Source organism: Erwinia sp. ErVv1 (genome assembly GCF_900068895.1).
Lineage (GTDB): Bacteria > Pseudomonadota > Gammaproteobacteria > Enterobacterales > Enterobacteriaceae > Erwinia.
Genome location: NZ_CDPK01000002.1, coordinates 409717 through 422844, shown reverse-complemented (window position 1 = coordinate 422844; position 13128 = coordinate 409717). Strand labels below are relative to the sequence as shown.

Genomic DNA, 13128 nt, shown 5'->3' with positions numbered 1-13128 from the left:
TTCCCCGTTTTCACTTTCCATTAATCCATAAGGGAGTGCCAAATGCCGCAGCGCCTGGCTGAACAGCTTACCACCCGTTTTTATCGCTACCTTGCCGTCACCAGCCAGAGCAATGCCGCGGCGACGACGCTGCCGAGCACGCCCGGGCAGCATGATATGGCCCAGCTGCTGGCCAGCGAGCTGCGAACGATGGGCCTGCGGGACGTTGTTATCGACGAATTCGCCACGGTCACCGCCGTTAAGCCCGGCAACTGCCCGTCTGCGCCGCGCATCGGCTTTATCACCCATATTGATACGGTTGACGTCGGCCTCTCGCCTCATATTCATCCGCAGACACTGCGCTATGAGGGTAAGGATCTCTGCCTGAACGCCGGGCAGGATATCTGGCTGCGCCGGGAGGAACACCCGGAGATCGAGGCTTATCAGGGACAGGAGATTATTTTCAGCGACGGCACCAGCGTGCTGGGCGCGGACAATAAAGCGGCGGTCACCGTGGTGATGACGCTGATGGAAAATCTGCAGGATGCGCCCCACGGTGATATCGTCGTCGCCTTCGTGCCGGATGAAGAGATTGGCCTGCGCGGCGCTAAGGCGCTGGATCTGGAGCGCCGCTTTAAGGTTGACTTCGCCTGGACCATTGACTGCTGCGAGCTGGGCGAAGTGGTCTATGAGAACTTCAACGCCGCATCGGCTGAACTCCTGTTTACCGGGGTGACGGCACATCCCATGTCCGGTAAAGGGGTGCTGGTTAACCCTCTGCTGATGGCCCTGGACTATATCGGTCATTTTGATCGCCACGAAACACCAGAGCATACCGAGGGGCGCGAGGGTTACGTGTGGTTCAACGAGATGACCGCCAATGCCAGTGAAGCACGGGTGAAAGCGTCGATTCGTGACTTCGACCGTCATGCCTTTGAGCAGCGCAAGCAGACGATGGCCGACATCGCAGCACAGATTGCCGCACAGTATCCCACGGGCGAGGTCAGCCTGCACATCAGCGATACCTACAGCAATATCAGCAACGCGATCGGGGAAGATCGACGGGCGATCGATCTGCTGCTGACGGCGCTGGAACAGCTGGATATTGTCCCTAAAATCACCCCGATGCGCGGCGGCACCGATGGGGCCGCGTTATCCGCCAAAGGCCTGCTGACCCCTAATTTCTTCACCGGCGCGCACAACTTCCACTCAAAGTTTGAGTTTTTGCCGGTGCCCTCCTTCGTCAAATCATACCTGGTCGCGGAGAAGCTCTGCCTGCTGGCTGCTCAGGATAGCCGTTGATGCTCGGCCATCCCTGTGGAAACCCCGGCTTAACCCCGTCAAACCGGGTTATTTCACCGCAACATCAATGCCGGGGAAGAACTTCGCCGCCAGACGGGTGACGGTACCCTCAGCCTGCACCTTGGCGATGGCCGCATCCAGCTGCTGTTTCAGCCTGACGTCGTCTTTGCGCAGGCCAAATCCTATGCCGACACCCAGTATCTGCGAGTCTTCCACCGGTTTACCCGCAAAGCCATAGGCCTGGCCCTGAGGCTTATCAAGAAAGCCGGACTGACCCGCGGCTGACATCACCAGCGTGCCGTCCAGGCGGCCCGCGAGCAGATCGTTATAGACCTGATTCTGATCCTGATAAGCGGTTATGGTTACCCCCTGCGATTCCCAGTGTTTCCTGGCGAAGGTTTCCTGTACGGAACCCTGCAATACGCCGATCGTTTTGCCCTTTAACGCCGCAACGTCAGGCGCAAGCCCTGCCCCTTTGCGGCTGATCAGCTGGCTGGGAATACGATAGATTGGGCGGGTAAAACCAATGCTTTTTAACCGCGCCTCGGTGATATTCATCGCCGAGTTGATCGCATCAAACTTCCCGGCCGCCAGCGCCGGGATCAGCGCATCAAAGCTGCTTTCCACCCAGCTGCAGGAAAAATTCCCCGCCTGGCAGACCGCTTTTCCCAGTTCAATATCAAATCCCTGTAATTCGCCCGCCGCGTTGCGACTCTCGAACGGGGGATATTCCGACTCCAGCCCAAACCGCAGCGTATCCGCTGCGGCAGACATCGAGGTGATCAGGCCCGCAACCACAAACAGTGCATTCAGCTTCTTCATCAACTTCAACTTCCCCTGATAGTTATTAGCGCGGCTTTACCTGGCACAGCGCCTGGGCGCCCGCGCGCAGTGTGGCTTCATCTTTAGCGAACGAGAGACGGATTAATTTATTGTCGGTGCCGTCGGTATAAAAGGCCGAGAGTGGGATGGTCGCCACGCCGTTTTCGACAATCAGCTTTTTGACCATTTCACTGTCCGGCAGGTCACTGAATTCTGCATAGCTTGCCAGCATAAAAAAGGATCCCGCCGACGGCAGCAGGCGGAAAGGTGACGCCTTCAGCAGCGAAGCCAGCAGATCGCGCTTATGCTGGTAAAACGCCCCCAGCCCCAGATAGTTATCAGGGTGACGAAGGTATTCTGAAAAAGCCACCTGCATGGGTGTGTCCGCGGCGTACATCATAAACTGATGCACCCTGACCAGCTCGGTCATCAGTTCGGCGGGGGCCAGGCAGTAGCCCACGCGCCAGCCGGTGACGTGAAAGGTTTTCCCAAACGATGAGACGATAACGCTGCGCTGCGCCAGTTCGGCATGGGTTGCCATGCCCTGATGCTGACGCCCGTCGAAGAGGATATGTTCATATACCTCGTCGGAAAGCACCACGATGTCGGTATGGCGCAGAAGCCGCGCCAGCTGGTCGAGATCCTCAGGGCTGAGCACCTGGGCGCTGGGATTGTGCGGCGTATTGATAATAATCATGCGGGTGCGCGGCGTGATAGCTGCCTGCACCTCATCCCAGTTGATCGTAAAATCAGGCAGATGCAGCTTCAGCCCAATCGGCGTAGCCCCCTGCAGCCGCACCACCGGGGCGTAGCTGTCGAAGGCCGGCTCGAAAAAAATCACTTCGTCTCCGGCGTGGACAAGTCCGCCGATCGCGGCGTAAAGCCCCTGACTGGCGCTGGCGGTAATCAGCACTTCGCTGTCGGTATCGTACTGCTGCCCATAGAGGGTCTTAACCTTGTCGGCCAGCGCCTCCTTTAGCGACAGCAGCCCGGTCATCGGCGCGTACTGATTATGTCCCTGCTCCATCGCGCGGGTCACACTCTCAATCAGTGCGCGATCGCAGGGAAAATCCGGCGCGCCCTGCGAGAGATTTATCGCCTTATGCTGCGCCGAAAGCTGGCCTATCACCGAGAAGATGGTCGTACCGACGTCCGGCAGTTTCGATCGCTGAGGTACGGCTGAGAGGATAGTCATTAACGCTCCGGTCACTGAGAAAAACGCGATGCTTTATTCAACGTGAGGACTCTTGAGCCGACAAGCGAATTGTTGTCATAATAGCTATGACTTTTCGACATTGCTCAGAGACGCCCTATGCCCCGTCGTCCGCTGCCGTTAAACGCCATTCATACCTTTATTGTGACTGCACGCCACCTTAATTTAACCCACGCGGCACGGGAGCTCTGTATTACCCAGGGGGCGGTGAGCCGTAAAATAGCCGCGCTGGAGAACTGGCTGGGATTCCCTCTCTTCGAGCGGCACGCCCGTGGGTTAAGGCTGACCGTGCAGGGCAGCAGCCTGCTCCCCTCTTTCAAAAGTGGATTTGAACAGATCGCACAGGCCGCTGAGCAGGCCAGCACCCGGCATACGACCCTGCGCCTTAAGGCACCCACCTGTGCCATGCGCTGGCTGGTACCACGGCTGGTGGCGCTGGAGCAGGCCCGTCCCGAACTCCATGTGGCGCTGACCACCACGGTTGACCACGGCTCAGGCCTGGGACATTTTGATGCTGCGATCCTTTACGGCGCACCGTCGGTGGCGGGCTACCGTCTGTTTGACGAGGTGCTGACGCCGGTGATGGCCGCCAGTTTACTGCCCGCAGGCGGCCTGTCGTTCGAAGATTTAACCCGTTTTACCTTTCTGCATCCTACCGCCGATGGCCGGGACTGGGCGCTGTGGCTGGCCGGGCGGCGTCAGGCGCTGATGATGAAGCGCAACCAGCATTTCGACACCATGGATCTGGCGATCGGTGCGGCGATCCAGGGGTTTGGCGTGACGATAGCCGATATCACGCTGATCCAGTCCGATCTGGCGATGGGCCGGCTGGTGGCACCCTTTCGCGAAACGGTGAAGACGGGCGCGGTCTACAGTCTGATCCAGCGCCCGGAGGAAGAGGCGCCACCCCAGCTTGCGGAAGTGGTGGCGTGGCTGTGTCAACAGCCTTAGAAAGAGACCCACTCATCGGCGGCGGCCACTGACCTGGCGGCAGAGACGGGCTTCACCGGCGTGACTCTGACCGCCGGCGGCGCGCGACGATCGTCATCCGTTCCGGCAGAAAGCCGGAATCGGGAGACGGAGAGCGTCAGCTCCTCGGTCTGGCGTTCCAGCGAGCTGGCGGCGGCAGAGACCTGTTCAACCAGCGAGGCATTCTGCTGGGTGACGCTATCCATTTCAGTAATGGCGGTGCCGACCTGTGAGATCCCTTTGCTCTGCTCTTCCGAGGCCGAGGCGATCTGTTTCATGATCTCCGTGACTTCGGCGACTGATTTCAGCATCTCATCCATGGTACTTCCGGCCTCGCCGACCAGGCGTGATCCGCTGTCGATGCGGCTCACGGAGTCTGCGATCAGCGTTTCAATCTCCTTTGCCGCACCTGCGCTGCGCTGTGCCAGATTACGTACTTCGCTGGCCACAACGGCAAAACCACGCCCCTGCTCACCGGCCCGCGCGGCTTCGACGGCGGCGTTCAGCGCGAGGATATTGGTCTGGAAGGCAATACTGTTAATCACGCTGGTGATTTCTGCGATTTTATTCGAACTGTCGGTGATGCCTTTCATGGTGGTGACCACATCCGCGACCAGCCTGCCACCTTTCCCGGCGGTAACCGACGCGTTCTGCGCCAGTTCACTGGCCTGGTGGGCATTATCGGCGTTGAGCTTCACCGTGGCCGTCAGCTGTTCCATGCTTGCCGCCGTCTCTTCCAGCGCCGCCGCCTGCTGTTCGGTACGTGAGGAGAGATCGTTATTACCGGATGAAATTTCCGTCGCGCCGCGATAAATACTGTCGGTACCCTGGCGAATTGCGCTAACCGCGTTACGCAGGCTCTCCTGCATCTCTCGCAGCAGGGGCACCAGTTTACCGACGCAGTTACGGCCAATATCGTCAATGGGCTGGCTCAAATCGCCTTCGGCAATCTGCCGAAAGTGCTGGCGAATGCCCTCCAGCGGACGCACCAGAATATTGACGAGGTAACGGTCAGTAAACAGCAAAATTAGCAGACCAATTATGACGGCCAGAACAATGACCGTTTTGGTTACCCTGGTCAGATGATCGACCGTGATGCGGGTGATATCCAGCTTTTCCCCGGCTGCGACGTTAAATTTATCCACGGTTACGCCAAACCCGCGGCTCAGTGCCGGCGTGACGCTGGCAGCATGACGACGAAATTCGTCCAGAGACGGCTGCTGGGCGAGGTGCATCTGCGGCAGAACGCCCTCATCCAGCAGCTTCTGCCAGCTGGCGATCACTGTGCTGGCGTAGGCCGGACTGAGGGGGCCGGGCGCTTCGGCTTTGAAACTGGCAAGCTGCGCCGCCATGCTGTCGAGCGCCTTCTGCGCGGAAGCCATATCCGCTGCGGCAGAGGCACTGCCAGCCTGGCGTGATTCAATGGCGCGGGTAAGGCGGGTGATAAAGCGGAAATACTGGTCGTTACCCTTACTGAGGGTGGTCATCTGGTTTACCAGCAGGCGATCGACCTCATTCCCTTTGCCTACCGAGCTGAGGGAATAGACGCTGTACAATCCGACCCCCAGCCATAACAGGCAGAACAGGCCGAGCACCCACAGCATAACGCTTCGGACGGTAAAATCTTTTAACAATCTCATAACTTCTCCAACGCTAAAGGAATACTGAATCCTTCGTCCCAGTCTGAGGGACGCATATCTCCTTTTATCGGCACGTCAGAGCAAAGTATGAGTTAATTTTCTATATGGGTCAGAACGTTAGCTGCCCTGATAATTTGTTAAATGACTGTAGTTAAAGTTGTTTATTCATGGAAGGTTACACTCAGCTAATTAAAACCTGTTTTAAAAAAGTGGCTCTTTTGTTAATTGATTATCCATCCAGGCGTACCATCCTGCTGACCAGCAGGCGAAAGAGCTGAGTGCGCCGCCGCATAAATCGCTTCTCCAGCCTGATGACGCTGCGTCCCTGCTCACCAAAGCGCATGATCTCATCCTGCCCGGGCTGCCAGGCGGGCCAGGTCACCTCACCGGAAAGCGTCTGAGTGGAAGCGGATGCATCGCGGGCGAAGCGCAGCCAGTATTCGCTGACCTTTTGCGCGAATGTGCGGTCGGCGTCGCTAAAAGGCGGTTCCTCGCTCTGCGCTGAAAGCGGCGTGAGCGTATCCATGGTGTAGGGGATTTCATTGCCATGCGCGGTGCCGTACGGATAGATCTCCCGGGCGTTTTCTGAGACGTAGTCAAAGTAGTAGCGCCATACGGGTGCCCCCCGTCGATGCTGTGCCAGCGCGGCGATGTGTCCCATAGTGGTGAAGGTCATATCACGCGCAACCTGGCGGCCCAGTTCGCTGTCGTCACTGATGCCGCTGTAAAGCAGGCGGATCATTTTTAACCGCAGCCCAATGCGCTGCGTTTTGCGGATATCGGCAATCACCTTTGCCGGATCGAGCCCAAAATAGCTCAGTACGCTGGCTTCATCGCTGTTGCTGCCGATCATTAACGGCAGCCTGTGCTGGCGGGCGGCACTGAACACGTCAAGCATCGGCACGGGCAGCACCCGATCGCCCGCTATCGCCACCGGCCCGCTTCCCATTGCGCCGTCCAGCTGATAAAACGCTTCCGCCGGGAGCGCGCGCAGCTGCTCCGCCGTGGCATCCTTTAATGTGAAATGGGCGGCCACCGCCACGCCGTTCTTCAGCGCCTTTTCGCGAGGCATATCGGCAAGCGTGTAGGCACTTTGCGCAATTCCCTTATGGAATAACCCAGTTGTCAGCGGAGAGGCAAACAGGGTAAGCACGCTCCGCGCACCGGCAGACTCGCCAAAAACTGTGACGTTGTCACGATTACCGCCAAAGGCCGAGATATTGCGCTGCACCCACTGGAGGGCGGCGATTTGATCGAGCAGACCGAAGTTGTTAACGTTTTCGCCCGCCTGATACTCCTTATCCAGCGCCGGATGGGCAAAAAAACCAAGATGGCCGAGTCGGTAATTGAGGGTCACCACCACCACGCCGCGCGCGGCCAGCGGCTGGCCACTGTAGGGCGGCAGCCCGCCGGAGCCGATAGCGAATCCCCCACCGTGGATCCACACCATTACCGGCAGCGCAGATGGAGGCGTCAGGTCGGGTGTCCAGACGTTTAAATAGAGACAATCCTCGCTGAGTGCACCCGGGTCCCCGCCACCGATGGCCGAGCAATAATCACGATTCTGCCAGCTGGCGTTACCCCACTGCGTCGCATCGCGCTCGTCCTGCCAGGGCTGGACCGGCTTAGGGGGTTGCCATCGCCGGGCGCCCACAGGAGGAGCAGCATAGGGTATGCCGCGAAACACAATAACATCGTTCTCCTGCTCCCCTTTCAGCCGGCCTTCCGCCGTCTCTGTCCTTATAAAACGCGCGTTTTTCATTATCTCACCTGTAACAAGTCTGCTGACTAGTATTTGCAGACCCAGGACCAAAGTCCACTCAAGCGCGTTATTTGCAGATTATGCTTAAACGCCGGTACGGGCGCAGGCTGGCATTACCTTTCTGCATCCTGACTCACTGGCCGGGTAAGACCGCAGCGCCCCAGGCTCTGCTGCTCGCACTGCTGGTACAGGGTGAGTTCATCAGCCACTTCGGCCCCCAGAGCGGCTTCAAACACCTCGCGTTCAGATCGTCCCCGAGCCTGCACGCGGGCCTGTTCACCGAGATTCGACTGGAAAATTCCGGCCGCACTGACCGGCAGAAAGTCCTCATAGACCATCGGAGTGGCAACAACCAGGCCGCGATCGATCAGTTCTTCAGGGTCTGCGTCAGCGGCTATCGCTGCGGGACTGGCCTGGCCTTTCTCGGTCAGTGCCCAGTTAAACCATGCCAGCCCCTGCTGGCGGAGCTTACGTGCATCATCTGGAAAAGCAGTGAATGCTGCCGTCAGCCGCTGTTGATGCGTGACGTTGTCACTGGAAGTGCCCGCTTCCTGCAGTAATCTGTCGTAAAGCGCCCGTCCTTTAGCGGTTAGCGCCACACCGCGCTGTTCGATCTCGCCAAAACGCGCGGTATGCGTGCCCGCGATGCGATCGGTAAAGTTAACCGGTTCATCCAGCGCTTTAAAGCTGGTCTGCCGAAGCAGCAATCCCACACGGCGTGTCGGCGGGCCTTCAATAATCGCTTTGGGGCTGATCCCCACTTCCGGCATCCGTGCCTGCACGCGATCGATATCCAGCGTGCGCGGCGTAAGGTGGTTAATGTGGCAGCCGGGGAAACAGACAACATCGGCAATTAACCGATGCTGCTGGCTCAGCGCCTCATAGGTGTCGCTATCAACGGTTGTTTGCTGATGCCAGCGGAACGTCTCCAGCGATTCGTGAATAAAGGCCCTGGCCTGCGCCTGACTAAAACCACCCTGCCGCTGGTGCAGGGCAATCAGCTCACGACAGTCAGCGGTGAAAATATCCCGGGCGGCGAGCACCTCTGTGGCTTTTGCCCGCACATGCGGATCGTCAATCAGATCCAGACGCAGCAGCGAGGTAAATAACCGGAAGGGATTGATACTGAGCGCGCGATCGTCGATGGGCCGGAAGGCCGTTGAATGCACCGGCACGCCGGCCTGGGAGAGATCGTAATAGCCGACCGGGAACATACCCATAATGGCGAACAGTTCACGCAGCGTGGAAAGCTCCGCCGCCGTGCCGACGCGTATTGCGCCGTGGCGCTCTACGCTGAGACGGGAAAGCTCCCCGGCTGCGGCGAGCTGAGTTTTCAGCGCCGGATCCTGCTCCAGCACCTCACTATTCACCTGCGCGACCAGCTTCAGCAGCGTGCCGTACTGTGGCACCTCCCGCTGATACATGTCTGACATCGCGCTGGCGAACCCGGCGCGGATACTGTCTGCTGAAACCCATGAGTCTGCCATCGTCTGACCTTTTCTGCTGCGGGAATGCGCTCAGATTACTGGAAACTCAGCGGCACAGAGAAAAAAATGAGCAAACTGTGATCCGGCAAGGCTAATCGCGACGATAGCCATAGCGGTATTTTGCCAGCAGCATCAGCGTGGTCAGCAGCGCCGGGAGGGCCAGACTGGTAAATACCTCGGTGATATGCCAGCCGATCGCCAGCATCTGCGCCCCAACAAAGGCGCTGAGAATGGCCCCCATGCGCCCCACTCCATGCATCCAGCTGGACCCGGTTGCCCGGGCATGGGTAGGATAGTAGCTGGCAGAGAGCGCATTCATTCCGGTATTGGCACCGTTCAGGCAAAAACCGCTGCCGAAGGCGACCAGGCTCAGCGTAAGCGTATGCGCGGGCACATAGCCAATCGCTACCGTGGCGATAGCACCGACGAAGTAGATCGCCGCCAGCGCCAGATTGGCATTGAAACGGTCCATCAACCAGCCCGCAAACAGCGAGCCAAGCGTCCCCCCAGCCTGGTATACAGCGGTCACCAGCGCCGCCTGCGTCACCGTCATTCCCATGTCTTTTATCAGCGTCGGCAGCCAGCTGCCGATCAGATAAACCAGAAACAGCCCCATAAAGTAGCCGCACCACAGCATAGTGCTGCCAAACAGGTAAGGTCGCGTCAGTACCAGACCGACCGCGCCCCGGTCAGCCTTTTTTTCACCGCAGGCAAAGTGGCTGTCCGGCCCCGTTGTTCCCGGCGCCATCTGCTCGACAATCTGGCGGATCAGCGGCGCAGGCGCCTCGCGTGAAAGCAGGAACTGCACCGATTCCGGCAGCCACTTCAGCAAAAAAGGAACGATGACTAACGGCAGCACGCCACCCAAAATCAGTACCGCGTGCCAGCCAGCCGTGGGGATAAGCCAGGATGCGGCAAAGCCGCCTGCTGCCGCACCGAAGGTGAAGCCACAAAATACGACGGTGATCAGAAATGCGCGCCTGCGCGCCGGAGAGTATTCTGCAACCAGGGTGCCCACATTTGGCATGGCCGCGCCCAGGCCAAGCCCGGTAAGAAAGCGGAACAACATCATCTGCTCAGGATTGTTCGCAAACGCCGTCGCCAGCGTTAGCAGGCCAAAAAAGAGCACGCTGCTAATGATAATCACCCGGCGGCCAAAGCGATCCGCCAGCGGGCCTGCCGTCATCGCGCCCAACGCCAGCCCCACCAGCGCGGCACCAATCACCGCCCCCAGCTGTTGGGTACTGACGCCCCATGCCGTTTTCAGCGCGGGGGCAATAAACCCCATCAGGGCGATATCCATGCCGTCCATCGCCACGACGGCAAAACTGAGCAGGATAATGCGCTGCTGATAGCGGCTTAGGCTGCCCTCATTAATCAAGGTTCGTACATCAATCGCGGCGGTGCTCTCCACGTTATCGCTCCCTGGTTCCGGCGGGTCACAATCGGCTGGCGGTGACCCCAAAAAAGTGCCGGCTATGATAACGGATTGCGCGCGATTTCTCCTGAATAAATAGGGCCATTTTGTGTGCAACAATACTCGTCGGGAATGGAAGGCCAATCGCGCAAGAAACCACGTTAGTAAGTCAATTCTCTGATTCGTCTACAAAAAATTTAGATTTCTTTGCTATCGCTGACAGTTCAGTTTTGTCAGTTATTTCGTGTATACTCGCCATGAAGTATCTGCAAGTTTTAGGGATGAAAGGTGGAATGCTATGAAAGTGAGTGAAACTGCATTGCTGGAGTCAGGATTTAGCCATGCTGATCTTCAAAAAATCAAAAATAACGTGGAAAGTTATGGCGGAACTCTTGAAGAAGCGGTCAATGATCTCGCCCGCCGATTTAGTACGTTGCTCTGGGTCACAGGGGTATGTATTGTTGTTTTTCTATTACTGGTTGCTTTCACTTCACCCATCAGAGTAATGGCGGGAGGGCTGGCGATTATCGTTGGAATCACCATCATGTCATTTGCTCAGCCCCCGAAACTTTCATACAAATCCTGGCGTTACCGGAAAATCTTCAAAGGTTAACTATTGCCACTTTCTGTCGTAAGAAGGTCGAAAATCACTTTTGCTTTCACACCGTAACCAACAGTCTTCATTGTTAATTTGGGGCGGCTCATCGTTTCTACTTTGCGATAATAGTCCCGCGGCATCCATCTAAATAATCTCCATGCCCCCGGATTTCGTGCCAGCCCCAAAATACTGTAAGCACTCGCCCCCAGAGTGACCCCGTTATAAAAGGGCTCCGTTTGGGAAACGGAAAATATTGTACGCTAGGACTAAAATTTGACCATCTCGATACGAGAGAACCGCTACCTGAGCGGCTTCTCGTATTCTGAGGGGAATCTCGATACTGCGCACCACTCAAACGATCTTAAGAAGATCATTCTGAATCTTTGATCTTAATAGTATATGTTTTATCAAATTCCCCGCCTGTCGCTACATTAGTGCCAAACAATCCGCCTGCTACTCGTATGGTGACGATCCCCTGCTTTACTGGTACTCCCTGAATCCTGACGCAATTGTGAGCAGGAGAATCATTACAATACCTTAAAGTTAATCCTGTATCGGGGGGAATTATTTCACCTACGAATCTTTCTTTCCCACTAGAATCTAAAGATGATACAGCACCACCATTTATATTTATTTCACTGGCATACGGCGTTCCTACTATAGCATAGTTAAGTGAATTACCATCAGGAGTAACATCAGCATGTAAAGTACATGCTGATACTGAAAATGAAATATAAATAACAGAAAATATCCTCATGGCTATTTTAATGGTTTGAAAACCATCCCCCCGAAGAATCTATTGATAAAAAATTGCAAATCTTTTTTCTGTTTAATCCAATTAGCTGACCTTCCCCAGGAAAATAATTTTAAATTAACATACCCATTATCATCCTGTGTTACAGAACCATCCCATACAACCCAGTGCGTAGGTAATGTCGTGTTGTTTGTACTACCTTCAAGCAGTCCATCATTTATTAATGTCACAACTTTATGGCCTTGCTCTACATACTTATTTAAATCTCTGATTCCCTGGACGCCTGCCTGAGTGATTCCTACATTACTGAACACCTTTTCATAACCGGCCTTTTCAAACCATTCCGTTAGTGTTTGCCACATTGTGATGCCAGCAACTGGAGAATCAAGAGCTTCAAAGCTCAGCATGGTATTCTCTGAATCCCTGAGTCCAGCCAGTGTCATCCAGTCAAGCCCTAAGATCCTTGGCTGACCTCCACTTGTATAAAACATACCTGAAGGGTGTTTACACCCTTCGCCAGGGGAGATTGTCAGTGCACCTATTTTAGTCTTTCCATACCGCCATAGTTCCCTGGCAGCTTGTGCATATACATCAGGACGGTCCATTTGAACACAGTAAAAAAATGCAGCAGGTCCACATACACTTGCCCTATCCTGATAAGGGTAAGAATAATGATAAAATCTGTCGTTTATCTCAGATTCAATTTTGTTTTTTTCAAAAGGGTCTCTGGGATTACCAATGGAGTATTCTTTAGCAATAAACGGTCGTTCAGGAATGGTGATTTTTATCTGCTTTGTTTCGCCCCCCTGACTTTCAGGCTTCATTGTCCCTTTTGACTCAAAATAACAGGGGTTTTCCCGCTTCACCGGAGACCAGGCTTTGCCTGATGCAAATTCTTCCAGCGTGTACATCTTAGTGAACGGAACAGGCGTTACACAGTGCGTGTGTAACATGGTTTTTCGGTAAAGCCTCATTTCCATAATATAAATGGTCGAGAGTGACTCATTTATATTTCCGGCCATGTGACTATGTGTTTCATAATTACCCAGAAACGGCTGTTGTTTCACATCCACCAGAGGATATTTATTCCTGCTGGAGTCCATGCGATAAATGCACAGGTCATACAACAAAGAATCAGCCGGGACATTAGAGTTAATACGGGTACTGAGGTGGTAAACAGCCATC

General features: G+C 55.7%; 11 protein-coding genes and 1 pseudogene. 3 read left to right on the top strand and 9 right to left on the bottom strand.

Annotated elements, in window-relative coordinates; genetic code table 11:
- Positions 1–42 precede the first annotated feature (42 nt).
- A complete protein-coding gene (gene pepT, locus A1830_RS03420; RefSeq protein WP_067701767.1) occupies positions 43–1281 on the top strand; it encodes a peptidase T in 1239 nt (412 codons plus the stop codon).
- A gap of 48 nt (positions 1282–1329) precedes the next feature.
- On the opposite strand, the gene A1830_RS03415 is transcribed toward pepT, so the two are convergent.
- Together A1830_RS03415 and A1830_RS03410 are read right to left on the bottom strand one after the other, a co-directional pair.
- Positions 1330–2103 carry a transporter substrate-binding domain-containing protein gene (locus A1830_RS03415; protein ID WP_067701765.1) on the bottom strand — a complete coding sequence of 258 codons (774 nt, stop codon included), beginning with the start codon at positions 2101–2103 and terminating at the stop codon, positions 1330–1332.
- Positions 2104–2128: 25 nt separating this feature from the next.
- Positions 2129–3298: a methionine aminotransferase gene (locus tag A1830_RS03410; RefSeq protein WP_067701763.1), complete on the bottom strand. Its 1170-nt coding sequence runs from the start codon at positions 3296–3298 to the stop codon at positions 2129–2131.
- Positions 3299–3415: 117 nt separating this feature from the next.
- Between A1830_RS03410 and A1830_RS03405 the strand changes: the two genes are divergently transcribed.
- Positions 3416–4267, top strand: coding sequence for a LysR substrate-binding domain-containing protein (locus A1830_RS03405; protein WP_067701760.1), 852 nt, complete (start codon positions 3416–3418; stop codon positions 4265–4267).
- On the opposite strand, the gene A1830_RS03400 is transcribed toward A1830_RS03405, so the two are convergent.
- From A1830_RS03400 to A1830_RS03385, 4 genes are all read right to left on the bottom strand, one after another.
- Positions 4264–5925: a methyl-accepting chemotaxis protein gene (locus A1830_RS03400; protein ID WP_067701752.1), complete on the bottom strand. Its 1662-nt coding sequence runs from the start codon at positions 5923–5925 to the stop codon at positions 4264–4266. The two genes, A1830_RS03405 and A1830_RS03400, sit on opposite strands and share 4 nt — an antisense overlap.
- A gap of 229 nt (positions 5926–6154) precedes the next feature.
- A complete protein-coding gene (locus A1830_RS03395) occupies positions 6155–7687 on the bottom strand; it encodes a carboxylesterase/lipase family protein (RefSeq protein ID WP_067701750.1) in 1533 nt (510 codons plus the stop codon).
- 113 nt (positions 7688–7800) lie between these two features.
- A complete protein-coding gene (locus A1830_RS03390; RefSeq protein ID WP_067701747.1) occupies positions 7801–9174 on the bottom strand; it encodes a 2-oxoadipate dioxygenase/decarboxylase HglS in 1374 nt (457 codons plus the stop codon).
- Between the two features lie 91 nt (positions 9175–9265).
- A complete protein-coding gene (locus A1830_RS03385) occupies positions 9266–10588 on the bottom strand; it encodes an MFS transporter (RefSeq protein ID WP_067701744.1) in 1323 nt (440 codons plus the stop codon).
- A gap of 301 nt (positions 10589–10889) precedes the next feature.
- Between A1830_RS03385 and A1830_RS03380 the strand changes: the two genes are divergently transcribed.
- Positions 10890–11204: a hypothetical protein gene (locus A1830_RS03380; protein WP_067701742.1), complete on the top strand. Its 315-nt coding sequence runs from the start codon at positions 10890–10892 to the stop codon at positions 11202–11204.
- Here A1830_RS03380 and A1830_RS21120 read toward each other — a convergent pair.
- From A1830_RS21120 to A1830_RS03375, 3 genes and pseudogenes are all read right to left on the bottom strand, one after another.
- A pseudogene (locus A1830_RS21120) lies at positions 11201–11419 on the bottom strand (DUF4225 domain-containing protein); the annotation flags it as partial. The gene A1830_RS03380 and the pseudogene A1830_RS21120 overlap by 4 nt on opposite strands.
- A 140-nt stretch (positions 11420–11559) precedes the next feature.
- Positions 11560–11946 (bottom strand): hypothetical protein, encoded by a 387-nt coding sequence (locus A1830_RS21115; protein ID WP_073980948.1) that lies wholly within the window; start codon positions 11944–11946, stop codon positions 11560–11562.
- Positions 11947–11948: 2 nt separating this feature from the next.
- Positions 11949–13127 carry a hypothetical protein gene (locus A1830_RS03375; RefSeq protein WP_067701740.1) on the bottom strand — a complete coding sequence of 393 codons (1179 nt, stop codon included), beginning with the start codon at positions 13125–13127 and terminating at the stop codon, positions 11949–11951.
- Position 13128 lies beyond the last annotated feature (1 nt).